Source organism: Nocardioides aromaticivorans (genome assembly GCF_013408525.1).
Classification (GTDB): domain Bacteria; phylum Actinomycetota; class Actinomycetes; order Propionibacteriales; family Nocardioidaceae; genus Nocardioides; species Nocardioides aromaticivorans.
Genome location: NZ_JACBZM010000001.1, coordinates 311,274 through 336,607, shown reverse-complemented (window position 1 = coordinate 336,607; position 25,334 = coordinate 311,274). Strand labels below are relative to the sequence as shown.

26 protein-coding genes and 1 pseudogene are annotated in these 25,334 nt (G+C 72.6%); 19 read left to right on the top strand and 8 right to left on the bottom strand.

Translation table 11 applies throughout. The features are described from left to right. Positions 1 to 288, bottom strand: a complete 288-nt coding sequence (locus BJ993_RS01565) for a DUF1330 domain-containing protein (RefSeq protein ID WP_179647491.1) — start codon at positions 286 to 288, stop codon at positions 1 to 3. Positions 289 to 321: 33 nt separating this feature from the next. On the opposite strand from BJ993_RS01565, the gene BJ993_RS01560 reads away from it, so the two are divergent. The 12 genes and pseudogenes from BJ993_RS01560 to BJ993_RS26725 form a co-directional block, all read left to right on the top strand. Further along, the gene (locus tag BJ993_RS01560) at positions 322 to 666 is read left to right on the top strand and encodes a cytidine deaminase-like protein (RefSeq protein ID WP_036546489.1); all 345 of its coding nucleotides are present in this window, start codon (positions 322 to 324) and stop codon (positions 664 to 666) included. Between the two features lie 114 nt (positions 667 to 780). After that, on the top strand, positions 781 to 1,689 hold the full coding sequence (locus BJ993_RS01555; RefSeq protein ID WP_179647490.1) for an ABC transporter ATP-binding protein: 909 nt from the start codon (positions 781 to 783) through the stop codon (positions 1,687 to 1,689). Continuing rightward, complete coding sequence (locus tag BJ993_RS01550) at positions 1,686 to 2,468, top strand: ABC transporter permease (RefSeq protein ID WP_179647489.1); 783 nt, start codon at positions 1,686 to 1,688, stop codon at positions 2,466 to 2,468. The genes BJ993_RS01555 and BJ993_RS01550 overlap by 4 nt, the downstream gene beginning before the upstream one ends. 17 nt (positions 2,469 to 2,485) lie before the next feature. Beyond that, positions 2,486 to 3,592 carry a sensor histidine kinase gene (locus tag BJ993_RS25505; RefSeq protein ID WP_179647488.1) on the top strand — a complete coding sequence of 369 codons (1,107 nt, stop codon included), beginning with the start codon at positions 2,486 to 2,488 and terminating at the stop codon, positions 3,590 to 3,592. Further along, positions 3,589 to 4,206, top strand: coding sequence for a response regulator transcription factor (locus BJ993_RS01540; protein ID WP_179647487.1), 618 nt, complete (start codon positions 3,589 to 3,591; stop codon positions 4,204 to 4,206). Before BJ993_RS25505 ends, BJ993_RS01540 begins: the two co-directional genes overlap by 4 nt. A 60-nt stretch (positions 4,207 to 4,266) precedes the next feature. Further along, positions 4,267 to 5,631, top strand: a complete 1,365-nt coding sequence (locus tag BJ993_RS01535; RefSeq protein ID WP_036546478.1) for an FAD-binding oxidoreductase — start codon at positions 4,267 to 4,269, stop codon at positions 5,629 to 5,631. Between the two features lie 2 nt (positions 5,632 to 5,633). Then, positions 5,634 to 6,932: an SAM-dependent methyltransferase gene (locus BJ993_RS01530; RefSeq protein ID WP_306457082.1), complete on the top strand. Its 1,299-nt coding sequence runs from the start codon at positions 5,634 to 5,636 to the stop codon at positions 6,930 to 6,932. 147 nt (positions 6,933 to 7,079) lie between these two features. After that, positions 7,080 to 11,783: a beta strand repeat-containing protein gene (locus BJ993_RS01525; protein ID WP_179647484.1), complete on the top strand. Its 4,704-nt coding sequence runs from the start codon at positions 7,080 to 7,082 to the stop codon at positions 11,781 to 11,783. Between the two features lie 27 nt (positions 11,784 to 11,810). After that, entirely contained in the window at positions 11,811 to 12,311 is a 501-nt protein-coding gene (locus BJ993_RS01520; RefSeq protein ID WP_036546471.1) for a phage tail protein, read from the top strand. 13 nt (positions 12,312 to 12,324) lie between these two features. Then, positions 12,325 to 12,831, top strand: a complete 507-nt coding sequence (locus BJ993_RS01515; protein WP_179647483.1) for a phage tail protein — start codon at positions 12,325 to 12,327, stop codon at positions 12,829 to 12,831. Between the two features lie 24 nt (positions 12,832 to 12,855). After that, a complete protein-coding gene (locus BJ993_RS01510; protein WP_179647482.1) occupies positions 12,856 to 13,374 on the top strand; it encodes a phage tail protein in 519 nt (172 codons plus the stop codon). A gap of 3 nt (positions 13,375 to 13,377) precedes the next feature. Beyond that, positions 13,378 to 13,815, top strand: a pseudogene (locus BJ993_RS26725) (GNAT family N-acetyltransferase); the annotation flags it as partial. 33 nt (positions 13,816 to 13,848) lie between these two features. Here the strand turns inward: BJ993_RS26725 and BJ993_RS26720 are convergent. Then, positions 13,849 to 14,136: a DUF6916 family protein gene (locus BJ993_RS26720; RefSeq protein ID WP_373366961.1), complete on the bottom strand. Its 288-nt coding sequence runs from the start codon at positions 14,134 to 14,136 to the stop codon at positions 13,849 to 13,851. 29 nt (positions 14,137 to 14,165) lie between these two features. Between BJ993_RS26720 and BJ993_RS01500 the strand changes: the two genes are divergently transcribed. Genes BJ993_RS01500 through era form a run of 3 tightly spaced genes read left to right on the top strand, consistent with a single transcriptional unit; the run spans position 14,166 to position 16,414 of the window. Beyond that, the gene (locus BJ993_RS01500) at positions 14,166 to 14,588 is read left to right on the top strand and encodes a DUF6916 family protein (RefSeq protein WP_179647481.1); all 423 of its coding nucleotides are present in this window, start codon (positions 14,166 to 14,168) and stop codon (positions 14,586 to 14,588) included. A 27-nt stretch (positions 14,589 to 14,615) separates the two neighbouring features. After that, entirely contained in the window at positions 14,616 to 15,389 is a 774-nt protein-coding gene (locus tag BJ993_RS01495; RefSeq protein WP_179647480.1) for a siderophore-interacting protein, read from the top strand. Then, the gene (era, locus tag BJ993_RS01490; RefSeq protein ID WP_179647479.1) at positions 15,386 to 16,414 is read left to right on the top strand and encodes a GTPase Era; all 1,029 of its coding nucleotides are present in this window, start codon (positions 15,386 to 15,388) and stop codon (positions 16,412 to 16,414) included. The genes BJ993_RS01495 and era overlap by 4 nt, the downstream gene beginning before the upstream one ends. Before the next feature lie 137 nt (positions 16,415 to 16,551). Here the strand turns inward: era and BJ993_RS01485 are convergent, their stop codons facing one another. The 3 genes from BJ993_RS01485 to BJ993_RS01475 are packed head-to-tail and all read right to left on the bottom strand — an operon-like array spanning position 16,552 to position 18,786. After that, entirely contained in the window at positions 16,552 to 17,394 is an 843-nt protein-coding gene (locus BJ993_RS01485; protein ID WP_179647478.1) for a septum formation family protein, read from the bottom strand. Positions 17,395 to 17,420: 26 nt separating this feature from the next. Then, positions 17,421 to 18,227, bottom strand: a complete 807-nt coding sequence (locus BJ993_RS01480) for a septum formation family protein (protein WP_051932330.1) — start codon at positions 18,225 to 18,227, stop codon at positions 17,421 to 17,423. A 58-nt stretch (positions 18,228 to 18,285) separates the two neighbouring features. Beyond that, a complete protein-coding gene (locus tag BJ993_RS01475; RefSeq protein WP_179647477.1) occupies positions 18,286 to 18,786 on the bottom strand; it encodes a flavodoxin family protein in 501 nt (166 codons plus the stop codon). 36 nt (positions 18,787 to 18,822) lie between these two features. Here BJ993_RS01475 and BJ993_RS01470 point away from each other — a divergent pair, with 36 nt between their 5' ends. After that, positions 18,823 to 19,803: a hypothetical protein gene (locus BJ993_RS01470; RefSeq protein WP_179647476.1), complete on the top strand. Its 981-nt coding sequence runs from the start codon at positions 18,823 to 18,825 to the stop codon at positions 19,801 to 19,803. Between the two features lie 12 nt (positions 19,804 to 19,815). Here BJ993_RS01470 and BJ993_RS01465 read toward each other — a convergent pair whose 3' ends face one another. Genes BJ993_RS01465 through BJ993_RS01455 form a run of 3 tightly spaced genes read right to left on the bottom strand, consistent with a single transcriptional unit; the run spans position 19,816 to position 21,757 of the window. Next, positions 19,816 to 20,700, bottom strand: coding sequence for a hypothetical protein (locus BJ993_RS01465; RefSeq protein ID WP_036546457.1), 885 nt, complete (start codon positions 20,698 to 20,700; stop codon positions 19,816 to 19,818). After that, positions 20,700 to 21,152: a hypothetical protein gene (locus tag BJ993_RS01460; RefSeq protein WP_036546455.1), complete on the bottom strand. Its 453-nt coding sequence runs from the start codon at positions 21,150 to 21,152 to the stop codon at positions 20,700 to 20,702. The genes BJ993_RS01465 and BJ993_RS01460 overlap by 1 nt, the downstream gene beginning before the upstream one ends. Next, a complete protein-coding gene (locus BJ993_RS01455) occupies positions 21,152 to 21,757 on the bottom strand; it encodes a hypothetical protein (protein WP_036546454.1) in 606 nt (201 codons plus the stop codon). The genes BJ993_RS01460 and BJ993_RS01455 overlap by 1 nt, the downstream gene beginning before the upstream one ends. Positions 21,758 to 22,002: 245 nt before the next feature. Between BJ993_RS01455 and leuA the strand changes: the two genes are divergently transcribed. The 3 genes from leuA (at position 22,003) to BJ993_RS01440 (ending at position 25,331) form a co-directional block, all read left to right on the top strand. Beyond that, complete coding sequence (leuA, locus tag BJ993_RS01450; RefSeq protein WP_179647475.1) at positions 22,003 to 23,760, top strand: 2-isopropylmalate synthase; 1,758 nt, start codon at positions 22,003 to 22,005, stop codon at positions 23,758 to 23,760. 18 nt (positions 23,761 to 23,778) lie between these two features. After that, complete coding sequence (locus BJ993_RS01445) at positions 23,779 to 24,654, top strand: alpha/beta fold hydrolase (RefSeq protein ID WP_179647474.1); 876 nt, start codon at positions 23,779 to 23,781, stop codon at positions 24,652 to 24,654. 65 nt (positions 24,655 to 24,719) lie between these two features. Continuing rightward, positions 24,720 to 25,331: a hypothetical protein gene (locus tag BJ993_RS01440; protein ID WP_179647473.1), complete on the top strand. Its 612-nt coding sequence runs from the start codon at positions 24,720 to 24,722 to the stop codon at positions 25,329 to 25,331. The last annotated feature ends 3 nt before the right edge of the window (positions 25,332 to 25,334 follow it).

Here is a 25,334-nt window from a genome sequence, read left to right as displayed (position 1 = left end):
TCAGACCCCGGGCACGATCCGCAGGTCGCGCACCGCGCCGTCGTCGAGTGCCTCCAGCGCTTTCTGGTACTCCGGCGAGTCGTGGGCCGCCAGCGCCGCCTCGACGCTCTCGAACTCGATCAGCACGCAGCGCTGCTCGAGGCCGGCCTCGTAGACCTTCTCCGGGATCCCGCGCGCGAGGAAGGTGCCCCCGGCCTCGATGAGCGCCGGTCCGGCGAGCGCGGCGTAGGCGGCCAGCTTGTCCGCGTCGAGGACTTCCCGGTAGTTGCTGATCCAGTAGGCAGGCATGGGCTCATCCTGCCGTGCTGGGACAATCGCTGCATGACCGACCTCTCCGCCGAGGACAAGAAGCTCGTCACCCTCGCCCGCGCCACGCGGGCGCGCATCCAGGCCGCCGAGGGCGCGGCGGTGCGCGACACCGACGGACGCACGTACGCCGCTGCCACGGTGGCGCTCCCGTCGCTCCAGCTGACCGCGGTCCAGGCGGTGGTGGCGATGGCCGTCGCGTCCGGCTCGACCGGCGTCGACGCGTGCGTGGTGCTCGGCGACGCGCAGGACCTCACCGAGCCGGACGCCGCGGTGCTGGCGGACTTCGCCGGTCCCGGGGGCGTCACGGTCCACGTCGGCGACGCCCGCGGCACGATCGGCGCGACCCACACCGCGTGACGTCCGCGTGACCCCATGACCCCATGACGCCGTGACGACCCCATGACAGATGTCATGCCCGGGTCGTGACGACCGGGCGAGGTCGCGGGGACGTCCCGCGGCCACGCTGGAGGCATGACGACAGATCCGATGCTTCCGGCCGTCCGGCTGGCCGGGGTGACCAAGGACTTCGGGCAGGTCCACGCGGTGCGCGGGATCGACCTGGAGCTCCATCCCGGCGAGATCGTGGCCTTCCTCGGCCCGAACGGCGCCGGCAAGACCACGACGATCGACATGGTCCTCGGCCTCACCCGGCCGACCAGCGGCACCGTCGAGGTGCTCGGCATGGAGCCGCGCAAGGCCATCGCCCGCGGCCTCGTGGCCGCGGTGATGCAGACCGGCGGCCTGCTCAAGGACCTCACCGTGCGCGAGACGGTCGCCTACACGGCCAGCCTGTTCACCGACACCCGCCCGGTGGACGAGGTGCTGGAGAAGGCCGGGATCGCCGGCATCTCCTCTCGCAAGGTCGGCAAGTGCTCGGGCGGCGAGCAGCAGCGGCTCCGGTTCGCGATGGCGCTGCTCTCCGACCCCGCGCTGCTGCTGCTCGACGAGCCGACCACCGGGATGGACGTCGAGGGGCGTCGTACCTTCTGGTCGGCGATCAGGGCCGACCTCGACACCGGCCGCACGGTGCTCTTCGCGACGCACTACCTCGAGGAGGCCGACCAGTACGCCGACCGGATCGTCCTCGTGAGCAGGGGCAAGGTCGTCGCCGACGGCTCCGGCCCCGAGATCCGCGCGCTGGCGAGCGGACGCACGCTGCGCGCCCACCTGCCCGGCGCCGACCCGGCCACCGTCGAGCGGATCGCCGCCCTCGGCGGCGTCGAGGGCGTGGAGACCCGCGGCGAGACCCTGATCGTGCGGGCCAAGGACAGCGACGCCGTCGCCCGCCATCTGCTCACCGAGACCACCGCCCGCGACCTGGAGATCACGGCCGCGGGCATCGAAGAGGCGTTCCTCAGCCTGACGGGAGACAACCGATGAGCACCACCTTCGACCCGGCCGCCCGCCGGGTGCCGCCGATGGGCGGGTTCAACCTCACCGTGCTGGCGATCGAGCTGCGCCGCATGCTGCGCAACCGCCGCACGATCATCTTCACGCTGGTCTTCCCGGCGGCGATGCTGCTCGCGTTCGGAGGCCAGCAGGGCTGGGACGAGAGGGCCGGGAGCGGCAACGTGGCGGCGTACATCCTCGCCTCCATGGCCCTCTACGGCGCCGCCCTCACCGCGGCAGCCGGTGGCTCGATGGTCGCGCTGGAGCGCTCGCTGGGCTGGTCGCGCCAGCTGCGCCTGACGCCGCTCAACCCGGTCGTCTACATCCTGATGAAGGCGCTGGTCGCCCTCGTCATGGGAGCCCTCGCGGTCGCGTCGGTGAACGTGGTCGGCGCCGCGCAGGGCAAGGCGGAGATGCCGGTGCACGTCTGGGTCGGCTGCGCCGTCGTGACGCTGTTCTGCACCCTGACCTTCGCGGCGCTCGGTGTCTTCGTCGGCTACGTCGTGCCGGGCGAGAACGCCATGCAGGTCCTCGGCCCCGGCCTGGCGCTGCTGTCCTTCCTCGGCGGCGTCTTCATCCCGCTCGACGACTACTCCGAGATGGTGCGCCACATCGCCTACTGGACGCCGATGTACGGCGTCGCGGAGATCGCGCGCTGGCCGCTGACCCACGAGCTGCCGTGGTTCGCCGTCGTCAACGCCGTCGCCTGGTTCGCCGTCTTCGTCGCCGGCGCGGCGTGGCGGATGAGCAAGGACACGGCCCGCGTGTGACCACTAGCGTGACCATCGTGGACTCCCCGGGACAGCTTCCCCAGCGCCCACTCGGGCGGCTCGGACCGTTGTTCGCCGCGATCTGGCTGGCGTTCCTGATCGACCCGGTCCGGGCGGCCTGGACCGAGCTGCCGGCCGCGCACGCCTGGCTCGGGCTGGTCGCGACGCTCACCTTCGCGGCGACCTACCTGGGCCTCTGGGTCGCCCTGCGGACGGGACGGGCCCGTCTGGCCACGGCGCCGCCGCCGGCGCACCGCATCGCCTGGACCGCGGCGCTGACCGGCCTGGCCGCGGTGATGGTGGCGGCGCTGGGGCAGGTCGGGACCGCCAGCGTGGTCTACCTCGCGGTCGCGGTCGTGATGCTCTTCCCGTACGTCGTCTTCGTACCCGTCGTGCTGGCGCTGGCCGCCGCGGTGCTGGTCACCGGGGTGACCGTGCCGGGCTGGGAGCACAGTCCGTGGCTGGCCTTCTCGGTCGTCGCCGCCTCCCTCGCCGTCTTCGGCGTGCGCTCCATGATGAACCGCAACATCGAGCTGATCCGCGCCCACGAGGCCAGTGCGGAGCTGGCCGCCGAGCGCGAGCGCACCCGCCTGGCCCGCGACCTGCACGACATCCTCGGCCACTCGCTGACCGTGATCACGATCAAGGCCGAGCTCGCGGGCCGGATGCTCGACGTCGACGTCGACCGCACCCGGGCCGAGCTCGCCGACCTCGAGCGGCTCAGCCGCGACGCCCTCGCCGACGTACGACGGGCGGTGCAGGGCTACCGCGACCTCAGCCTGCCGGCGGAGCTGGCGCGCGCCCGCACCGCGCTCGAGGCCGCCGAGATCGAGGCGACCCTGCCCAACAGCACCGACGACGTGCCGACCGAGCTGCGGGAGCTGTTCGCCTGGACCGTCCGCGAAGGAGTGACCAACGTGATCCGCCACTCCGGCGCCCGCCGCTGCACGGTGGCGCTGGCGCCGACCCGGGCCGAGGTCCGCGACGACGGACGCGGGCCGATGGGCGACGACGTGCCCGGCTCGGGCCTGACCGGCCTGCAGGAGCGGGCGTCCGCGGCGGGTGCCCGCCTCGTCACCCGCCGCCTCGACCCCGGCTGGTCGCTGGTGGTGGAGGCCCGATGACCGCGGCAGCGATCCGGCTGGTCCTCGCCGACGACCAGGCGCTGGTCCGCGGGGCGCTCTCGGCGCTGCTCGGACTCGAGCCCGACATCGAGGTGGTGGCCGAGGCGGGGACGGGCGAGGAGGCGGTGGCCCTCGCGCGCAGCGAGCGGCCGGACGTCGTACTCATGGACGTGGAGATGCCGGGCATGGACGGGATCGAGGCCTGTGCGGCGGTGCGTGCCGCCAGCCCGCAGACCCGGGTGCTGGTGGTGACCACGTTCGGGAGGCCCGGCTACCTGCGTCGCGCGCTGCAGGCCGGCGCCTCGGGCTTCGTCGTCAAGGACACCCCGGCCTCGCAGCTCGCCGACGCGGTGCGGCGCGTCCACCAGGGCCTGCGGGTCGTCGACCCGGCTCTTGCCACCGACTCGCTGGTCAGCGGGGAGTCGCCGCTGACCGCCCGCGAGACCGACGTGCTGCGCGCGGCACGGGACGGCTCGTCGGTGGCCGCGATCGCGTCGCGGCTGTTCCTGTCCGAGGGCACGGTGCGCAACCACCTGTCCGGCGCGATCGGCAAGACCGGGGCGGGCAATCGGGCCGAGGCGGTCCTCGTCGCGGAGGGGAATGGATGGCTGTGAGTGCAGGTTGCGCAAAAACGCGGATGTCACCGGAGCGGGAGCGAGGGTAGGTTGCGGAACGTGGCAGATCGAGGCTGGCACCAGCACGAAGGTGCCGTCACAAGGCTCGCGTCGTCGTACGCCGCCATCCCTCCGGGGGAGACGGTGCGACTGGCGAAGCGCACGACCAACCTGTTCCGCGCGAGGGCGCAGACCTCGGCCCCCGGGCTCGACGTCTCCGGCCTCGACGGCGTGATCGAGGTGCTCCCCGACAGTCCCGACGGGCCGGTCGCAGAGGTGCAGGGCATGTGCACCTACGAGGCCCTCGTCGACGCGACCCTGCCGCACGGCCTGGTGCCCCATGTCGTCCCGCAGCTGCGCACGATCACGCTCGGCGGCGCGGTCACCGGCCTCGGCATCGAGTCGAGCAGCTTCCGGCTGGGCCTGCCGCACGAGTCGGTGCTCGAGATGGACGTCTTCACCGGTGCCGGCGAGGTCGTCACGACGCGGCCGGGCGACGAGCTGTTCGACGCCTTCCCCAACTCCTACGGCTCGCTCGGCTACGCGACGCGGCTGCGGATCAAGCTGGAGAAGGTGCCGCCCTATGTCGCGATCCGCCACCTCCGGTTCGACGACGCTGCGCTGATGGCCAAGACGCTCGCCGAGATCGCCGCCGCGCAGGAGTACGACGGCGAGCCGGTCCACGGCCTCGACGGTGTCTCGTTCGGGCCGGACGAGCACGTGCTCACCCTCGCCCGGTGGACCGACGAGGCGGGCCCCACCTCCGACTACGCCGGGCAGGACGTCTACTTCCGTTCGCTCCAGCGTTGTGACCGCGACCGGCTGACCGCCTACGACTACCTCTGGCGCTGGGACACCGACTGGTTCTGGTGCTCGGGGGCCTTCGGTGCCCAGAACCCCCGCATCCGGCGGTTCTGGCCGCGGCGCCTGCGCCGTTCCGACGTCTACATGAAGCTGCTCCACCTGGATCGCCGCTTCGGCATCGCCGACCGGCTCGACCGCCGTGCGGGCCGGCCGCTGCGCGAGCGGGTGGTGCAGGACATCGAGGTGCCCGTCGAGCGGCTGCCCGAGTTCCTCGCCTGGTTCGACGAGGAGGTCGGGATGCGGCCGGTGTGGCTGTGCCCGCTGGTCGCCACCCGGGCCTGGCCGCTCTACCCGCTCGAGCCCGGCCGGCTCTACGTCAACGTCGGCTTCTGGGGCACCGTCCACGTCGGCCCCGAGGCCGCGGATGCCCCGAGGAACCGGGCGATCGAGGCGAAGGTGCACGAGCTCGGCGGCCACAAGTCCCTCTACTCCGACGCCTTCTACGACCGCGCGACCTTCGACGCGCTCTACAACACCCCGCACCTGGCCGCAGTGAAGCGGCAGCACGACCCCGACGACCGACTGACGACCCTCTACGACAAGGCGGTGAGGAGCCGATGACCATGCAGGGCATCGCACCGACGATCGAGTCCCTCTTCAAGGGCGGCCTGCCCGTCTGGTTCAAGGCGTACGACGGCAGCGCTGCCGGCCCGCTCGACCAGCCCTACGGCCTGGAGCTCGTCAACGAGCGCGGCCTCTCCTACATCATGACCGCGCCCGGCGACCTGGGCCTCGCCCGTGCCTACGTGGCCGGCGACCTGGTGCTGCACGGTGCCCACCCGGGCGACCCCTACGAGGCCTTCTCCCTGCTCAAGGACACGACCGACTTCGGCGTACCGAAGCCGAGCGAGCTGGTCGGCGTGATCCGGGCGCTCGGCGTCAGCCACCTCGTGCCCCCGCCCCCGCCGCCGCAGGAGCACCTGCCCGCGTGGCGGCACCGCCTGGAGGGGCTGCGCTCGTTGACCAGCCCGTTCGGCCGCTGGGGACGGCACTCGCAGGAGCGTGACGCCGATGCCATCCACCACCACTACGACGTGTCCAACACCTTCTACGAGCACGTCCTCGGGCCGTCGATGACCTACACCTGTGCGGTCTTCCCGACCGAGGACGCCACCCTCGAGGAGGCGCAGGACCACAAGTACGACCTGATCTGCCGCAAGCTCGGCCTGAAGGCGGGCGACCGGCTGCTCGACATCGGCTGCGGCTGGGGCGGCATGGTGCGCCATGCCGCCAAGCACTACGGCGTGAAGGCGCTGGGGGTGACCCTGTCGCGCGAGCAGGCGACCTGGGCGCAGGAGGAGATCAAGCGCCAGGGCCTCGACCACCTCGCCGAGGTGCGCCACTCCGACTACCGCGACGTGGAGGAGACCGGCTTCGACGCGGTCAGCTCGATCGGCCTCACCGAGCACATCGGGATCGCCAACTACCCGGCGTACTTCTCCTTCATCAACGGCAAGCTCAGGCCGCAGGGCCGCGTGCTCAACCACTGCATCACCCGCCACGACAACATCGACAAGAGTACGGGCGCGTTCATCGACCGCTACGTCTTCCCCGACGGGGAGCTCGCCGGGTCCGGCACGATCGTGACGGCCATCGAGGACGCCGGCCTCGAGGTCCAGCACCACGAGAACTTCCGCGTCCACTACGCGAGGACCCTCGCCGGTTGGTCGAAGAACCTCGCCGACAACTGGGACGCCTGCGTCGCGGAGACCGACGAGGGAACGGCCCGGGTGTGGGGCCTCTACATGGCGGGCTCGCGGATCGCCTTCGACCGCAACGAGATCCAGCTCCACCACGTGCTCGCCACGAAGACGGAGGACGGGACCAGCGGATACCCGCTGCGCCACGACTTCGGGGCGTAGGCGTGATGCCCGGGCCGGTCGGGACCTAGGTCCCGGGTTTGCGCATTCGGGTCCCGGCGCCCCCACCGCGCTGCCACAGTGAGCCGCGGGGGAGGGGCGCCGGTCCGGCGTACCTACGTGCATGTGCCGTGAGGGACGGAAACCCGGATGAACGACGCTCCGAAGAGCTGGGTCCTGCGCATCACGAGCTGGGGTGGCGGTGCCGCGTTGGTGCTGGCATCGGGAGCCGGCTCGGTGCCGGTCCCCACCGTCCCGGTGGCGGCGCTGCCCTGCACGATCTCCGGCACGTCGGGCAATGACGTCCTGGTCGGCACGCCCCGGGCGGACGTGATCTGCGGCCTCGGCGGCAACGACCGCATCTCGGGACGCGGCGGCAACGACGTGCTCCGCGGTGGCCCGGGCAATGACGTCCTCGACGGCGGTGACGGCGCCGACCGCCTGTACGGCGGGACCGGCGCCGACCGGATGTCCGGCGGCGCGGGCAACGACTGGCTCCGCGGCCGGGCCGGCAACGACACCGGCTCGGGCGGCCCGGGCGACGACGTCGTCTTCGGCGGCGCGGGCGCGGACCAGCTCGTCGGCGGATCCGGCACGGACAAGCTGATCGGCGGGTCGGAGGACGACGTGCTCCGCGACGTCGACGCCGCGACCACGGTCGACCGCCTCGAGTGCGGCCTCGGCTCCCACGACCGCGCCTACGCCAACCGCGCGGACCAGCTGTTCTCCTGCGAGTCCCGCACGCTTACCGGCAACCCGCCGCCGGCCGAGCACGCACCGGTCGCGGTCGACGACGTCGTCAGCACGCTCGAGGACACCGTCCTCACCCTGCCGCTGACCGGCCCCGGCAGCCCCGCCGCGAACGACACCGACGCGGACGGCGGCGTGCGCACCGTGGTCGCCGTCTCCGGCGCCGACGGCGGAACGGTCGCGATCACCGGCGGCGAGGTCCGCTTCACCCCCGACGACGACCTGTGCGGCGACGCGGCCGCCGGCTTCGACTACACCGTCGAGGACCCGACCGGCCGCCGCGACACCGGCCACGTCACGGTCGACATCACCTGTGCGCCGGACGAGCCGGTCGCGGTCGACGACGACGTCACGGTCACCGAGGACGTGGACGCCGCGGTCGTGGACGTGCTCGCCAACGACACCGACGCCGACGGCGACGACCTCGCACCCGAGGTGGTCGGCCAGCCCGCCCACGGATCGGCCGAGGTGGCCGGCGGCGAGGTGACCTACACGCCCGACGCGAACTACTGCAACACCCCGCCGGGGACCGATCCCGACGCGTTCACCTACCGGCTCAGCCCGAGTGGTGCGCCGGCCACGGTCACCGTCGCGGTCACCTGCGTCGATGACGCGCCCCACGCCGTCGACGACGAGTACCTGCTCGACGAGGACGATGCGGCCACCGCGCTCACCGTCCTGGCCAACGACACCGACGTCGATGCAGGTCCGGTCGGCATCGCCGCGACCAGCCAGCCCGCCAACGGTGCGGTCGCCATCACCGGCGGCGGCACGGGCCTCACCTACGCACCGGCTGCGGACTACTGCAACGACCCGCCCGGTACGACGACCGACACCTTCACCTACACGCTCGCCCCCGGAGGGTCCACGGCCACGGTCAACGTGGTGGTCAGCTGCGTCGAGGACGCCGCCGTCGCGCACGACGACGAGGTCACGGTCGCCGAGGACGCCGCGCCGACCACGCTCGACCTTCTCGGCAATGACGAGGCCGGCGACGGCGCGTCCCCGACGGTCACCGCGGTCAGCCCGCCCGCGCACGGCACGGCCGTCCTCAGCAGCGGCACGGTGACCTACGAGCCGGACGCGAACTACTGCAACGAGTCGCCGGACGTCGACACCTTCACCTACACGATCTCCGGCGGCTCCTCGGCCGCGGTCGCCGTCCACGTCACCTGCGTCAACGACGCCCCCACGGCGGCGGAGGTCACCTTCGACGCCGCCAGCGCCGCGATCGGCAACACCCCGCTCGTCGTCGACGACCCGTCGGACGGCGCGCCCGTCGTGGGTGGCGCGCACAAGACGGTCACCGGCGACCTGCTCGCCGCCGCCTCCGACGTCGAGACGCCCGGCTCGGTGAGCATCGTCGCCGACACGCTCGCCACCGACCAGGGCGGCTCGGTCACCCTGGAGGCCGACGGCGACCTCACCTACACCCCGCCCGCGGGGTGCACCGGGACACCCGACACCTTCACCTACGAGCTGACCGACGGTGACGCCACGGGCCAGGCCGACGCGACCATCGAGTTCGCCGGCTGTGTCTGGTACGTCGACAACGACGCCGCCGGCGACAGCGGCACCGCGACCGCGCCCTTCGACACGCTGGCCCAGGCGGTAAGCGCCAGCGCCGCCGGCCAGACCCTGTACGTCGCCCGGGGCGACGGCTCCACGACCGGCTACGACGGGGGCGTCGCGCTCAAGGCGGACCAGCAGCTCGTGGGGACCGCGGCGGACCTCGAGGTCGACGGCTACCTGCTCGTCGCCGGCGACGCGGGCCAGCGGCCGGCGCTGACCCGCACGGGCGGCGACGTCGTCGACCTCGCCACCGGCAACCTGGTGACCGGTGTCGCCATCGACCCGTCCGGCGCCGGGAGCGGCATCGCCGGCTCGCCGGGCGACGGCAGCGTGAGCGTGACCGACGTCCGGATCGTCGACACCGGCACCGCCGGCACGCAGCCGGCGTTCGAGCTCAGCGGGACCTCCGGCACCTCCACGGTGACCGACCTGGTCGTCGACAACACCGACGCCACGGGCGCAGGCGGCGGCTCCACCGGCATCCGGCTCGCCAACGCCGGCACGGTCACCTTCAACGCGACGGGCACGACCACGGTCGCCACCCGCGGCGCACCGGCGGTCGACGTCACGGCCACGCCGGGCGCCCACCTCGCGCTCGACGCGGTGACCTCGATCGACAGCGCCACCGACGGCATCAACCTCGAAGGACTCCAGGCCGGGACCTTCACGGCCGACGGTGGCTCGATCACCGGCGCGGCGGGTGTCGCGTTCGACCTCGACGGCGGCAGCGGCGACGTGACCTGGGGCGGGACGATCGCGGACGGGACCGGCGCCAGCGTGGACGTCACCGGCCGGACCGGCGGCACCGTCGCCCTCGGCGGCTCGATCACCGACGGCGCGGACGCCGGGGGCGGCATCAGCCTCAGTGGCAACACCGGGGGCAGCACCGTCCTCTCCGGTGCCTCGAAGGTGCTGAGCACCGGCACCGGCGCGGGCGTCTCGATGGCGTCGAGCGACGGTCACGCGCTGCGGCTCACCGGTGGCGGGCTGGTGGTGACCACGACGACCGGCAAGGGCGTCGACGCGGTCGGCAGCGGCACGCTCGTCGTCAGCGGAGCCGGCAACCGGATCACCACGGGAGCTGCCCGGGCACTCGGTGTCGTCAGCACCGACATCGGCGCCGGTGGCCTCACCTTCGAGCGGATCAGCAGCAGCGGCGCCACCAACGGCATCGTGCTCGACACCACCGGGTCCGCGGGGTCCCTGACCGTCACCGGCACGGGCGGCACCTGCACCCCGGCCGACACGACTGGTTGCACGGGCGGGGAGATCGCCTCCACGACCGGGGCGGACAGCGCGTCCACGACGCCCACGGGCACCGGCATCGTGCTGCACGACACCCAGGCGCCGAGCCTGACCCGGATGTGGGTCCACGACCACAGCAACTACGCGGTGCGGGGCAGCAGCGTCCGTGGCCTGACCATCGCGAGCAGCGTGGTCGGCGGCGCCAACGGCGACAACGGCGCGGCGCCGTACGACGACTCGAGCATTCTGCTCACGGACCTCACCGGTGCGGCGTCGATCACCGGCACCGTCATCAGCGGCGGCTTCGAGGACAACCTCCGGGTCGCCAACGCGGGCGGTTCGCTGGACCGCCTGACACTCGACCAGGTGACCTTCCCGGCGGCCGGCAGCCGGCCGGCGAACGACGCACTGTCGGTGGAGTCCGCCAGCGGCGCCTCCGCGTTGAAGGTCACCGTCACCGACAGCACCTTCGAGAGCGCCAAGGGCGACCTGCTCCAGTTCTCGCACGGGGGGAGTGGCACGGGCGACCTCGTGGTGACGGGGAGCTCGTTCAGCGACAGCCACCCGGCGCTCGCGACCGGTGGCGGCGGGGTCACCCTGTTCCAGGCGGGCACCGCCGGGACGACCACGCTGAACCTGTCGGGCAACTCCTTCCGCGACGCGGCGGGCACGGCCGTGACGGTGGCCAAGGATGCCGGCGGGTCGGTGCAGCAGGGCACCTTCGCCAACAACACCATCGGCGTCAGCGGTGTCGCCAACTCCGGCTCGACCGGCGGCTCCGGCCTCCTGCTGCAGACCGTCGGCGGCGGGACCTCGACCTGGTCGGTGACCGGCAACCAGGTCCGCGGCTACAACAACTACGGCATCCTGGTGCAGGCCGGCGGCGGCGCGTCGGCGCAGTCCGGCACCTTCAACACCACCATCACGGGCAACACGATCGCCGAGCCGGGCACCGTGCTGACCGGCTTCTCCCGGCAGGGCGTCCACTACAACATCGGCACCGTGCCGGGGGACACCTTCCTCGCCTGCGCCGCGGTGTCGGGCAACACGCTGGCCGCCAGCGGCGCCGACTCGGTCCCACCGACGGTCGATGCCGACATCCGGCTGCGCCAGCGCCAGTTCACCACGATCCGCCTGCCCGGCTACGGCGGCGCGGCCGGGGACGACGCGGCCGTGCAGGCGTTCGTCTCCGGCAACAACGGCGGCGCCCCGACCGTCGTCGCGACCGGGACGTCCGGCAGCGGGGGCGGCGGCTACACGGGTGGTGCGGCGTGCCCGACTCCCTGATCCCCGACACCGAGAAACGGAGCAACCGTGGCTGAACCCTTCCTCGGCGAGATCCGCCTGATGTCGATCGTCTTCCCCCCGCAGGGCTGGGCGCTCTGCAACGGGCAGTTCCTGCCGATCAACCAGAACCAGGCGCTGTTCTCGCTGCTCGGTACGACGTACGGCGGCAACGGCCAGACGACCTTCGCCCTCCCGGACCTCCGCGGCCGGGTCCCGATCCACACCGGCAACGGGCACACGCTCGGCGAGGCGGCGGGGGAGCAGGCCCACACGCTGACGGCCGCCGAGCTGCCCCAGCACACGCACCTCGTGCGGGCGTCCACCGCGGCGACCGGCGGCACCTCCAGTCCCGTGGGCGCCTACCTCGGCGGCGGCAACAACGTCTACCGCGAGGGCGGGAGCACGGTCGCGCTGGCCCCGGCGACGGTGACCGGCGTCGGCGGGAGCCAGGCACACCTCAACATGCAGCCCTTCCTGACGATCAGCTTCTGCATCGCCCTCGTGGGCATCTTCCCGAGCCGAGACTGAGGAGCGACGAGCGATGGCGCAACCCTATGTGGGCGAGATCCGCATGTTCGGCGGGAACTTCGCCCCGGCCGGCTGGATGTTCTGCGAGGGCCAGCTCCTGCCGATCAGCGAGAACGAGACCCTGTTCCAGCTGATCGGCACGACCTACGGCGGCGACGGCCAGAGCACCTTCGCGCTGCCCGACCTGCGCGGCCGGATCCCGGTCCACCAGGGCAACGGCTTCGTGCTGGCGGAGACCGGAGGCGTCGAGGAGGTCACCCTCACGGCCAACCAGATCCCGTCCCACACGCACCCCCTGCAGGTCGTCAACGGCCTGCCCGGCAACCAGGTCGACCCGACCGGCAACCTGCCCGCGATGTCGTTCAACGTGGTGCCGTACATCAACGACGCGCCGGCGGTGAGCCTGGCCGGCGGCGCCGTGCGCGGCGTCGGCGGCAGCCAGCCGCACACCAACATGCAGCCCTACCTCTGCATCAGCTTCATCATCTCGCTCTTCGGCATCTTCCCGAGCCCGAGCTGAGACCGGAACCGAAGGACAGAGACCATGGCCGACCCGTTCGTGGCCGAGATCCGCATCTTCCCGTTCAACTTCGCCCCGCGCGGCTGGGCGTTCTGCGACGGACAGCTGCTGCCCATCTCGCAGAACACCGCCCTCTTCTCGCTGCTCGGCACGACCTACGGCGGCGACGGCAAGAGCACCTTCGCGCTGCCCGACCTGCAGGGGAGCGTGCCGATGCACCCCGGACAGGGCCCCGGGCTGAGCCTGCACGACCTCGGCGAGCAGAGCGGGTCCGAGACGGTGACGCTGATCGAGTCCGAGATGCCGGCCCACAGCCACCAGTTGCGGGCGAGCCCCGAGCCGGCCGACACCAACGCACCGGGCGCCTTCTCGACGCTGGCGACCTCGACCGGCGGCACGCTCTACCAAGCCACGGCGGACACCGACCTCGGTCCCGGTGCGCTCGCCACGGCCGGCGGCAGCCAGCCGCACAACAACATGCAGCCCTACCTGACGCTCAGCTTCTGCATCGCGCTGCAGGGCGTCTTCCCGCCGCGGGGCTGACCCGTGAGCACCGTCCTCTCCCAGGTGGGCCTGCGGGCCGTCGTACCCGACGACCACGAGCTCCTCGTCGCCGTGTACGCCGCCAGCCGCGCCGACGAGCTCGACCAGGTCGCCTGGCCCCCGGGCCAGCGTGAGGCCTTCGTGCGGATGCAGTACGACGCGCAGGACCGCCACTACCGAGCCGCCAGCCCCCACGGTCGCTTCGACGTGGTGGAGGTGGACGGGCGCCCGGCCGGCCGGCTGTACGTCGACGTGCGCGACGACGACGTGCGGATCGTCGACATCGCCCTGCTCCCGGAGTTCCGCGGCCGGGGCATCGGCAGCGCGCTGCTCCGGCAGGTGCTCGCCGAGGCCGCGGCGCTGGGCCGCACGGCGAGCATCCACGTCGAGGTGCACAATCCGGCGGGTGCCCTCTACGAGCGGCTCGGCTTCCGTCCGGTCGCCGAGCGCGGCGTCCACCGGCTGCTGACGTGGTCAGCCGAAGGCGGCCTCGTAGCGGCCGTGGCCGATCGGCACGAGGAAGAGGTCGATCGTCCCGAGGTCGCCGTGCTCGACGCGGCGGACGGCCTGGCCGAGCCCGTCGGGGCCGTCGAGGACGAGCGCGAACTGGTGGCGGGTGGCCCCGTCGGGGCCGGGGCCACCGAGGTCCGGGCCGAGGGTGGCCTCGACCAGCACGAGGGCGACCCGGCCGCCGTCGGCGGTGGCGACCGTGAAGGTCTCGCCGATGCGTCCGGCGAAGTCGTCATGGGTGAGCCACTGCACGCGGCCACCGTACCGAGCAGGAGGAACTGATGTCCGACCTCACCCGCCGTGCCGTGATCGGTGCGAGCGCCACGGGGCTCGCCGCCACGGTCGTCGCCGTCGGCCCGCCCGCCACCGCCGCCCCGGCGCCGGCCGCCGCAGCCGTGCAGCCGGTCACCCGGGGCGCGACGCTCTACCGCCGCGGGCGGTTCGCGAAGCGTCGTACCCGCGCGTTCTGGGTCGCCGGCCCGGGCGTGCGGCTGTCCATGAAGCTCGTCGCCGTCACCGACCTCTCCTCGGGCGGTGCCCGTGGGTCGCTGCGCAGCTTCGAGCTGACCTTCCGCGCGCGCCGTCGGGGCCCCGAGCAGGGCACCTACACCGTGAGCCGGAGCCAGTTCGCCGCGACCTCGCTCTTCCTCGTGCCGACCGACGCGTCGCGGCGCACCTACCGGGCCGTCGTCAACAACCGGTAGGAGCGGGTCAGCCACTAGCCTTGGCGGGTGAGCACCCGGGCCCAGCAGTACGCCGCCGACGTCGTCGCGCGGGAGCAGGTGACGCCGCACCTGGTGCGCCTCACCGTCGAGGTCCCGGGCTTCGCGTCCACGGGCATCGCCGACGAGTGGGTCGGCCTGGTCGTGCCCGGACAGTTCCAGAGCCGCTACTACACGGTGCGCTCCGTCGAGGGCTCGCGGCTGGTCCTCGACGTGGTGGTCCACCAGGTCGGCCTCGTCACCGAGTGGGCGTCCGGTGACCCGGTCGGCCAGCAGGTGACCATCACCGAGCCCAAGGGCTCCTTCCTGCCGCCGCCGGACGCCGGCTGGCTGCTCCTGGTCGGCGACCTCACCGCGCTCCCGGCCATGGCCCGGATCGCGGTCGAGCACGGGTCGGCCCTGCCGACGCGGATCGTCGCCGAGGTCCCCACCGACTCGCGCATCGACGGCTACTTCACCGACGGCGTCGAGGTCACCTGGCTGCCGACCGACGGGGACAGCCGGCTCGCGGAGGTCGTGGAGTCCCTCGACTTCCCCGAGGGCCCCGGCTACTTCTGGATGGCGGGGGAGTCCGCGCAGATGCGCGCCATCCGCAAGCACCTCATGCGGGAGCGCAAGCTCCCGAGCACCCAGTACGACGTGATGGGCTACTGGCGCTCGGTCGCCCAGCGTCAGCCGCGCGCCGTCGACCCGGGGCCGATCTGGCGTGCCGGGAAGGCCGCCGGCAAGTCCGACGAGGAGATCTGGGCCGACTACGACGCCGCACAGGAGGCCGGACGATGAACGACGAGTACGACGAGGTCGACGAGCTCGACGACGAGGACGAGTTCGACGAGGACTTCGGCGCGCTGCCGCCGCCGGCCGCGCCGGTCTTCGGCCTGGGCGACGTCCCCGAGGGCTACCGCAGCGGCTTCGCCTGCTTCGTCGGGCGCCCCAACGTCGGCAAGTCGACGCTGACCAATGCGATCGTCGGCCAGAAGATCGTGATCACCTCCGACAAGCCGCAGACCACGCGGACCGTGGTGCGCGGCATCGTGCACCGGCCCGACGGTCAGCTCGTGCTCGTCGACACCCCCGGCCTGCACCGCCCGCGGACCCTGCTCGGAGAGCGGCTCAACGACCTGGTGCGGACCACCTGGTCCGAGGTCGACGTGGTCGCCGTGTGCTTCCCCTCCGACGAGAAGATCGGGCCCGGCGACAAGTTCCTCGTCACCGAGCTCGCCAAGGTCCGCAAGACCACCAAGATCGCGGTCGCCACCAAGACCGACCTCGCCACCCCGGACCGGATCGCCGAGCACCTGCTCGACATCGCCGAGCTGGGCCGCGAGACCGGCACGGACTGGGCCGAGATCGTGCCCGTGTCGTCGGTCGGGGGCGACCAGGTCGACCTGCTCGCCGAGCTGCTCGTCGGCCTGATGCCCGAGGGACCCCCGCTCTACCCCGACGGCGACCTCACCGACGCACCCGAGGAGATCCTCGCCGCCGAGCTGATCCGCGAGGCCGCCCTCGACGGCGTCCGCGACGAGCTCCCGCACTCGATCGCCGTGGTCGTCGAGGAGATGGGACTGCGCGAGGGCCGCCCCGACGACAAGCCGCTGCTCGACATCCACGCCAACCTGTACGTCGAGCGCGACTCCCAGAAGGGGATCATGATCGGCAAGAAGGGCGCCCGCCTGCGCCAGGTCGGCACGACCGCGCGGCAGCAGATCGAGGCGCTCCTCGGCACGCCTGTCTACCTCGACCTGCACGTCAAGATCGCCAAGGACTGGCAGCGGGACCCGCGCCAGCTCCGCAAGCTGGGTTTCTAGTTCTCCGCGCGAGCGCTTCTCCGCCGCGATGACGGGGGGCAGCGAGCTGCCGTCGCGCGGCTCCCGCCGCGCTGCCGCGCCGCGGTTGCCTCCGGCGGATGGCTGAGTCTGCCTGGCGGCAAGCCGACAGTGGTCGCTCAGTCGGGGGCCCAGCAGCGGCCGAAGGCCTGCCCCATGTCCCACTGCTCCTTCGTGGGCCACTCGTAGCCCCACTCGAAGGTCAGCGGGTCCTCGGCGACGTCGGCCGCTGCGTCCTCGCACTTCGTGCGACCGGCGGCGCGGACCAACTTCTCGCCGGGGTACCTCCCCTCCTCGAAGACGACCACGTCGATCGCGCGCCACGAGTGCTTCGCGGAGCACAGCACGCGCTCGAAGTTCTTCGCGTCGGGCGCCGCGGTCCCGCACATGGCGTACTGCTTGCGGCCCTTGGACGTGCCGAGCACGCCCTTGAGACCGGCCTTCAGGTCGGCGAGCGTGGAGGTCCCGGCGAGGACCACCGCGTCGCAGCGGTACCAGGCGGCGCCGGCATCGGAGTCCTCGAGGGTGGGGGTGTACCAGGTCGGCCGGATCATGGAGAGCCGGAGCTGCTCGACGCTGCCGCCGACGTACGACTTGAGCGCCTGCGGGCAGGCGGTGGCGACCTGGGCGCGGACCCGGTCGGAGTCGACCGCGAGCAGGTGGCCGTCGACGACGGCGTCGATCGAGCCGACCGCGACCGTCTCGGTCGTGTGGCCCTTGGTGCAGGCGACCGGCGCGGACTCGGAGGTCGCTGCGATGGCCTCCTCGTAGGTCAGCGAGTAGCAGGCGCCGACCTTCGGCGCGGCGGGCGGCTCCGCGGCCGGCGTCTGCGTGGCGGCGGGCTTCTCCTCCCGCGCCTCCGGCTCGTCGCTGCTGCAGGCCGCGAGCGCCGCGGACAGCCCGAGGGCCAGCGCCGCGGACAGCAGGCGCCGGGTCGTGGGGGTGTGGGGGGTGGTGCGCATGCCTCGGTCTCGTTGCTGCTCGGTCACTACTTGGTCGTCTTCGCCCAGCACACCGACCGGCGGATGCCGGCCTTCCACTCGGCCTGGTGGAAGAAGGTGAAGCCGTACTCGAACTCCGCCGGGTAGTTGAGCCACGCCTTCACCGAGTTGGCGCAGAACGACCGGGTCCGGCTCTCCATCACCCGGTCGCCCGGGTACTCGTCCTCGGGGGCACCCAGCTTGACGGTCGTGACCGCCCGCCAGTCGTGCTTCTGGGAGCAGGGCACCTTCTCGCCCGCCGCCACCGACGGCCCGGACGCACAGCTGAGCCAGCTGTCGTTGGGCCGGCCCGACAGCATGCCGCGCGCCGTCTCGGGCAGCGGCCGGTACTCCGGGCTGGAGCTGTTGCCGCCGATCACGTCGCAGCGGTACCAGCGCGCACCCTTGCCCCACGCCTTCTCCGACGGGCGGAACCATGCCCAGCTGAGGGTCGTGCGGAGCACCAGGCTCTCGTCGGCGCCGACGAACTCGGCGAACTTCGTCGAGCAGGTGCGGTAGGCGTAGGTGCCGAGGGCGGTGTCGTCGTAGTCGACGTCGTCGAACTCGCCGGGGAGCTCGCCGACGGCGAAGGTCTCGGCGGTGTGCCGGGTCGCGCAGTCGACGGTCTTCGTCGCGTTGGCGGCCTTCGCGACGTCGTCGGGGGTGAGGTCGCGGCACACACCGCTGTCCGGCAGCGCCGTGGAGTCGACGAGGTCGGGGTCGGTGTTGCCGCCCTGGGCCTCCGATCCGCAGGCCGCGAGGGAGGCGCCGAGGAGGGTGAGCACGAGCACGGCGACGGCGCGTCGCAGCAGCATCGCAGTCCTCCTCGTCCCGTGTCCCCCGGTCCGCGCGGCCGTCCCGGTGCGGTCCGGGTCAGCTCGTCAGCAGTGCCGCGATAGTAGCGCCCAGCGCGTAGGCGGCCTCGCTCGCGGCGTCGTCGACCTCGCCGAGGACACCCAGCACGTCGTACCCCTGCTTCCAGCCGAGCGCCCCGACGATCGACTGCACCGAGCGCTGGGCGCCGGTCAGGTCGTAGCGCCCGTGCAGCCAGAGGCCGTACGGGCGTCCGGCGGTCGCGCCCGCGCCAACGGCCGGGGCGCCGGTGGGGTCGAGGGCGCCGCCCACCGCGAGGAAGGTCGAGTCGAAGAAGTGCTTGAGGGCACCGCTCATGTAGCCGAAGTTGGCCGTCGTGCCGAGCACGTACCCGTCGGCCGCCAGGACGTCGTCGGCGGTCGCCTCGAGTGCGGCGCGCACCTCGACCTCCACGGCGCCGGCAGCCTGCACGTCCTCGTCGTGGGCGCCCGCGACGACCCGGTCCAGGAGGGACTGCATCGAGCGGCTGGGGGAGTGGTGGACCACGAGGAGGCGGGGCACGCCGTCAGCCTAGGTCGATCCGGACATACTGGCCCGGTGGCGACTCGGCGACGCACTCTCCTGGCCATCACGCTCCTGGTCGGGGGAGGCGCGCTCGGCGCGTGCGCCGAGGACCACCCGGTCGAGGCCGGCGACGTCGTCGCGGCCGGTGGCCAGCCGATCCGCACGCCCGCCTTCGACGTCCGACTCCCCACGGGGACCCTGGAGGTGCGCCTTCGGGCCGCGACGCCGACCGTGTCCGCGTCCGACACGGCCGAGGGTGAGGAGCTGCCGGCCGTCGACGGGGTGCGCTACCTCGGCGTCGGCTGGGAGCTGCGCCCGACGGGCACGCCGCCCGGGTCGACCGGCCTGTTCGCCGGCGTCGACGAGCGGCCGACGCTCACCCTGGTCGGCGAGGGCGAGCGGATCGACCTCGCCGTGCACGACGCCGCCGCAGGAGTCTTCGCGGCCGTTCCGGAGGACCTGCCGGAGACCGGCCACCTCGAGGTCGGCTTCGACGGCGTCGTCCAGCAGGTCTCCCTCGACGGCTACGAGGTGGAGCCCGGCGCCGCAGCCGCGCTGTACGACGACCCGCCGGCCGGGCGGCAGGAGCAGGACTGCTCGGGGTCGGCCGCCGAGGTCGGCGTCACGGTGGACCAGACCTGCGGCGCGCTGCTCGTCGAGGTGCCGTGGGCGCCCGAGGCCGGCTGGGCGCCGACCGGCACGACCTGGGCGGCGATCCGGCTCGAGGCCCGCCTCGACACGGCGGAGGTCGGCCGCGGGACCGGCGCGGCGTCGTACACGGTGACGGGGGCGGAGGTCACCGCGACGCTCGGCGGCGAGCCGCCGGTCGCCACGCTCGAGCGCCCGGCCACCGGCGCCGGCGACACGAATGCCTGGCTGGTCTTTGCGGAGCCGGACGCGCCGGCGGACCTCGCGGTCACCGCGGAGTACGCCGCCGACCGGACCTCGGGGAGCGAGGACCGGCCGGCGACGGCCAGGTTCACGACCGCGTCGACCACGCGGGTGACGCCCTGACCGACGGTCCGGTCAGGCGGTCTTCCAAGGGGAGTTGAGCCCGCCCACGAGGCGGCTCTGGTCGGGCCAGCGGCCGTTGGGCAGCCCGAACTCCTGGTCCTGGAGCGTGGCGTGCAGGCCGTCCCAGTCGCCGGCCGAGGCGACATTGAGCGTCACCCAGTAGTTGGCCCACGTCTGCACGATGCCCGCGATCGCCTCGATGCAGCCGGCGAGGGTCTTGGCGACGACGCCGACACCGAGCGTGACCCAGTTGCCCGCGTCGCCGAGCTCGGCGTCGCCCTGAATGAACTTCGTGCCGAGTCCGACGAGGCCCTTGGCGGTGTCGACCCAGAACTTGAGCAGGTTGGTGCAGTTGTCGTCGAGCAGGTCGGCCGACTTCTGCATCATGGTCTGCATCGACACGAGCGCCTTGTGCTGCTTCTCGGACAGGACGATGAAGTTGTTGAAGCCCTCGCCGGTCCACTTGGCCTTGAGGTAGGTGTTGACGGTGGCGATCGTCTCCCCGTCGTTCGGGCCGAGCGCGCGACTCGCGTCGCGGTAGTTCGACGCGATCTGGCTGATCAGCAGGGGGTCGCCGAAGAAGCCGCCGATGGTGGTGCGCAGGTCCTCGAGGAACTTCTCGAACTCGTCCCAGGTGTCCTTGCAGAACTGCTCGAACTTGTCCTCGATCTGGTCGCCGATCGCCCAGCCGACGATGCCGCCGACGATGCCGCCGCCGAGCAGGCCGAGCAGGCCGCCGATCTCCGAGGCGTGGCTGCTCGCGAAGGACGCGAGCTCCTTGAGCCAGTACTCGATGCTGTCGGCGATGTAGTCGACGCACTCGTTGACGAGGGTCAGGATCGTCTCGCGGGTGTCGCTGGTCGTCAGGTCGACCGCCGGTGGAGTGGGAGCGCCCATCAGTGGATGTCCAGGTTCTTGAAGTTGTCGCCGACGGTCTGGTCGGTGCCGACCGCGTCGTTCGCGGTCTCGACGAGGCCGTTGGCGATCTGGGTGAGGATGTACTGCCCGTCCTGGGTGGCTCGGTAGAGGACCTTGTTGATGTCCTCGTGCATCGAGCCGACGGTGTAGAGGGTGTCGGTGACCCCGAAGATCCACGGCTTGCCGTAGCCGACCGCGATCAGCGGCCGCGCCGTGGCCAGGTCCTCCGCCTCGGCGTCGAAGTGGTGGGAGGCCTCGATCAGCCGCGCGGGCGCCATCTCGAAGCGGTCGCCCCAGCCGCCGGGCGGCGGGTGCTCCTCGCCGTAGCCCTTCGGCGGCTCGGGGTAGAGGACCGTGGGCGGCTGGACCTGGAAGTGCCCGCCGCTGAAGCTGTTGTCGCCCTCGAAGTTGTACTCGTCGTCGTCGACCATCAGATGCTTCCCTTCTCTCGCAGGTCGTGGAACGCCTCCCGCAGTGCGTAGTGCGCGAGCTCGACGCCGGTGGAGGCCAGCCAGTCGCCGTCGACGGTGATCTCGCCCAGCCCGCCGGCGACCGACGCCGCCACGGTGACCTCGCCGTCGCGCGAGCTGCCGCGAACCGTCCGGAAGCCGCGGTCGTACGCCGCTCCGCCCGGGTCGGGCACCGGCTGCGACGGGATCTCGATCGGCCGGAAGCGCGGACGTGGTGGCACGGTCAGCGCGCGGCGGCCCTCGACGATCGCCCGCCCGCGCTCCTCCTCCTCGGGGGTCGGCACCCGGTCGCGCCACTTCTCCTCCGCCGCCTCGGCGAGGCGGGCCAGCGAGGCGCCGGTGTGGGCGGCGCGCACGGCTCGGGTGAAGGCGTCGGGCGTGCGCAGCCCGTCGAGGTGCTCCACGCGGGAGGTGATCACCCACCCGCTCGCGTCGACGTCGAGGCTGATCGCCCCGGTGGGGTCCTGGCCCGTCGACGGCTCGTCGTCGGGGAAGCGGTCCGCGCCGCGACGCTGGCGGAGGTAGGCCAGCCGCTGCTGCAGGCCCGGGTCGGTCGTTGGGGGCACCGGGAGTCCTTCTGTCGTTTCGCGATGGGGTGACGCGCTGGACGAGGTCGGCCTACCCGTGCCGATCGCGGCGAAACCGCACCGTCCGGCCGCACGGGCCGCGCCGGCTCCTGTTAGAGTGGCGACGTCATGATGCGAGCCCTCCTTCTTAGCGGCCGCAGCGAGGTCTGAAGCCGGACCCCTCGTTGCGGAGTGAGTCGCGCGCCCGGCGCCCCCTCTTGAGAACTCACCAACCCGAGGAAGTCATGACCAAGCCGAGCGTCACCATCCCCACCCAGCAGCCGTCGGGGATGCCGTACCACCGCTACACCGCCTTCGAGCCCGTCACGGTGCCGGACCGCACCTGGCCGGACCAGAAGATCACCCACGCGCCGCGGTGGCTCTCCACCGACCTGCGTGACGGCAACCAGGCCCTCATCGACCCGATGAGCCCGTCGCGCAAGCTGAAGATGTTCGAGCTCCTGGTGAAGATGGGCTACAAGGAGATCGAGATCGGGTTCCCGGCCGCGAGCCAGACCGACTTCGACTTCGTGCGCCAGCTCGTCGAGGAGGACCGCATCCCCGACGACGTACGCGTGTCCGTGCTGACCCAGGCCCGTGAGGACCTGATCGCGCGCACCGTCGAGTCGCTGCAGGGCGCCGACAAGGCGACCGTGCACCTCTACAACGCGACCGCGCCGCTGTTCCAGCGGGTCGTCTTCGGGGTGACCGAGGCCGAGTGCATCGCGATCGCGACCCGCGGCACCGAGTGGGTCATGAAGTACGCCGACCAGCTGCTGCCGGGCACCGACTTCGGCTACCAGTACAGCCCGGAGATCTTCACCCAGACGCCGACCGACTTCGCGCTCGAGGTCTGCGAGCGGGTCTCCGACGTGTGGCAGCCGGAGGAGGGGCGCGAGATCATTCTCAACCTGCCGGCAACCGTCGAGATGTCGACGCCCAACACCTACGCCGACCAGATCGAGTACTTCTCGCGCCACCTGACCCGGCGCGCCCACTCGGCGATCAGCCTGCACCCGCACAACGACCGCGGCACGGCCGTCGCTGCGACCGAGCTGGCCCTGATGGCCGGCGCCGACCGGGTCGAGGGCTGCCTGTTCGGGCACGGCGAGCGCACGGGCAACGTCGACCTGGTGACCCTGGCCATGAACCTGTTCAGCCAGGGCATCGACCCGCAGGTCGACCTGTCCGACATCGACGAGGTCCGCCGCACGGTCGAGTACTGCACCCAGCTGCCGGTGCACCCGCGCCACCCGTACGCCGGCGACCTCGTCTACACCGCCTTCTCCGGCTCCCACCAGGACGCGATCAAGAAGGGCCTGGAGGACCTCGACCGGATCGCGGCCGAGCAGGGCAAGCCGGTCGGTGAGATCCCGTGGGAGGCGCCGTACCTGCCCATCGACCCGAAGGACGTCGGCCGGACCTACGAGGCGGTGATCCGGGTCAACAGCCAGTCCGGCAAGGGCGGCGTGGCCTACGTGCTGAAGGCCGAGCACAGCCTGGACCTGCCGCGCCGCGCGCAGATCGAGTTCAGCCGGGTGATCCAGCAGCACACCGACGCGCAGGGCGGCGAGGTGACGCCCGAGGCCATCTGGGCGATCTTCCGCAAGGAGTACCTCGACCGCGAGGAGCCCTACAGCCTGATCGCCTTCACCTCGACGACCGACGAGGGCGGCGACGACCGCCAGGAGGTGCAGCTCCGCGTCCGCGGCGAGGAGCAGACCTTCATCGGCCTGGGCAACGGCCCGGTCGCGGCCTTCGTCGACGGTGTGCGCCAGGCCGGCGCCGACATCCGGGTGCTCGACTACGCCGAGCACGCGCTGTCGTCCGGCGGTGACGCGGTCGCCGCGGCCTACGTCGAGTGCGAGATCGCCGGCGAGATCGTGTGGGGCATCGGCATCCACCACAACATCGTCACGGCCTCGCTCCGTGCGGTGGTGTGCGCGGCCAACCGGGCCCGGGGGACCACGATCCCCGCGACGCCGATCGCGCCGGTCGGCTGACGGGCGGCTGAGGAGCAGATGACGGGACGGGCGGCCCTGGCCTCCGAGCAGGTCGGGCAGTACTTCGTCGAGAGCGCTCGCGGACGCGACCGCCTCGAGTTCACCGAGTACGGCGCCGGCGAGGCCTGGGTCGTCCTCGTCCCCCCGCTGCTCGTGCCCCGGCGGGTGCACGACCACGCGGCCCGGACCCTCGCCGCGGCGGGTCTGCACGTGCTCGTGCTCGACCCGCTCGGCCACGGGGGATCGGACCGCCCGGCCGACCCGCTCGCCTACTCCGTGACGGCCTTCGCCGAGCAGGTCGTGGCGCTGCTCGACCACGTCGGCGCCACGCGTGCGGTCGTCGGTGGCAGCTCGCTGGGCGCCAACGTGGCGCTCGAGGTCGCCGTCCTCGCGCCCGAGCGGGTCGCGGGCCTGCTGCTCGACGGACCGGTCCTCGACAACGCGCTGGCCGCGCAGCTCGCCGTCCTCGGACCGGTCATGTACGCCGCCCGCTTCGCGCCCGTCCCGCTCAGCCTGCTGCGCCTCGCCTCCCGGCCGTTGCCCGCGCGGGTCCTGCCCGAGTGGCTGCGCCTGGCCCGGGAGACCCTCGACCAGAGGCCGGGCACGGTGGCCGCGGTGATCCACGGCGTCCTGTTCGGGCGGCTCGCGCCGTCGTCGGCCGAGCGGTCGGCGATCACCGCCCGTGCGCTGGTGCTGTCCCGCACCCGCGACCCGTTCCACCCGGTCGGCGACGCCGAGATGCTGCTCGCCGAGATGCCCGCCGCCAGCCTCGAGCAGGCCCACATGCCGCTCGAGTGGCGGCGTCGCCCCGAGCGCCTGGACCTGGTGGTCAGCCGGTTCGCGCGGGAGTGCTCGCGCGGCTCGCTCCGCGCGCGTCGTACCCGCTCGTCGTAGGGACGACTCGGGCCGATCTGTCGATTCGCCTGCGCTAACCCCTTCCGCTTGGAAGGATCGCGCCCATGACCCCCCTCGACTCTCGGATCTTCGGCATGCCCGCGCTCCGTCGCCTGCTCGCCGTCCTCGCCCTCGCCGTCGCCGTCCTGCTCTCGTCCGCCGGGATCGCCTCGGCCCAGAACTGGTCCCTCGCCGACCCCAAGGGCGACGTCGTGTCGATCACCGAGGACGCGTCCGAGCCGGTGCCGGCGCCGAACCGGCGCGCTGGCGACGTGTGGCGGACCTCGGTCAGCCACACCGCCACCAAGGTCGTCATCCGGGTCACCATGCAGGCCGTCCCGACGCGGGACTGGAGCGCGTTCGCGCAGATCCGCACGCCGCGGACGTCCTTCGACCTAGTGCAGTTCAAGTTCGACGGCTTCCGCGGCCTGTCCTTCTCGAAGACCAACGGCTCCGGCGCGGAGATCCGCTGCCGCGGCAAGTCCTCGCGGATCGACGGCACCGCGCTCGTGCTCACCGTCCCGCGCACCTGCCTCGGCAACCCGGCGAGCGTCCGGGTCGGCGTCGGCGTCGTCGTCTACGACCAGGACATGGAGATCATCTACGCCGACGACGCGCTCCGCCGCGGCATCGGCCTCGACGACCTCCGCCTGTCCCCGCTCATCCGCCGCGGCTGAGGC

Excerpts from the sequence above, each read along its gene's own strand:
- BJ993_RS01465 (WP_036546457.1), bottom strand. The coding sequence starts at position 20,700 with ATGGGCGCTCCCACTCCACCGGCGGTCGACCTGACGACCAGCGACACC.
- era (WP_179647479.1), top strand. The coding sequence starts at position 15,386 with ATGAACGACGAGTACGACGAGGTCGACGAGCTCGACGACGAGGACGAG.
- BJ993_RS01565 (WP_179647491.1), bottom strand. The coding sequence starts at position 288 with ATGCCTGCCTACTGGATCAGCAACTACCGGGAAGTCCTCGACGCGGAC.
- BJ993_RS01510 (WP_179647482.1), top strand. The coding sequence starts at position 12,856 with ATGGCCGACCCGTTCGTGGCCGAGATCCGCATCTTCCCGTTCAACTTC.
- leuA (WP_179647475.1), top strand. The coding sequence starts at position 22,003 with ATGACCAAGCCGAGCGTCACCATCCCCACCCAGCAGCCGTCGGGGATG.
- BJ993_RS01480 (WP_051932330.1), bottom strand. The coding sequence starts at position 18,227 with ATGCTGCTGCGACGCGCCGTCGCCGTGCTCGTGCTCACCCTCCTCGGC.
- BJ993_RS01485 (WP_179647478.1), bottom strand. The coding sequence starts at position 17,394 with ATGCGCACCACCCCCCACACCCCCACGACCCGGCGCCTGCTGTCCGCG.
- BJ993_RS01555 (WP_179647490.1), top strand. The coding sequence starts at position 781 with ATGACGACAGATCCGATGCTTCCGGCCGTCCGGCTGGCCGGGGTGACC.
- BJ993_RS01550 (WP_179647489.1), top strand. The coding sequence starts at position 1,686 with ATGAGCACCACCTTCGACCCGGCCGCCCGCCGGGTGCCGCCGATGGGC.
- BJ993_RS01540 (WP_179647487.1), top strand. The coding sequence starts at position 3,589 with ATGACCGCGGCAGCGATCCGGCTGGTCCTCGCCGACGACCAGGCGCTG.
- BJ993_RS01460 (WP_036546455.1), bottom strand. The coding sequence starts at position 21,152 with ATGGTCGACGACGACGAGTACAACTTCGAGGGCGACAACAGCTTCAGC.
- BJ993_RS01515 (WP_179647483.1), top strand. The coding sequence starts at position 12,325 with ATGGCGCAACCCTATGTGGGCGAGATCCGCATGTTCGGCGGGAACTTC.
- BJ993_RS01445 (WP_179647474.1), top strand. The coding sequence starts at position 23,779 with ATGACGGGACGGGCGGCCCTGGCCTCCGAGCAGGTCGGGCAGTACTTC.
- BJ993_RS01525 (WP_179647484.1), top strand. The coding sequence starts at position 7,080 with ATGAACGACGCTCCGAAGAGCTGGGTCCTGCGCATCACGAGCTGGGGT.
- BJ993_RS01440 (WP_179647473.1), top strand. The coding sequence starts at position 24,720 with ATGACCCCCCTCGACTCTCGGATCTTCGGCATGCCCGCGCTCCGTCGC.
- BJ993_RS01500 (WP_179647481.1), top strand. The coding sequence starts at position 14,166 with ATGTCCGACCTCACCCGCCGTGCCGTGATCGGTGCGAGCGCCACGGGG.
- BJ993_RS01560 (WP_036546489.1), top strand. The coding sequence starts at position 322 with ATGACCGACCTCTCCGCCGAGGACAAGAAGCTCGTCACCCTCGCCCGC.
- BJ993_RS01530 (WP_306457082.1), top strand. The coding sequence starts at position 5,634 with ATGCAGGGCATCGCACCGACGATCGAGTCCCTCTTCAAGGGCGGCCTG.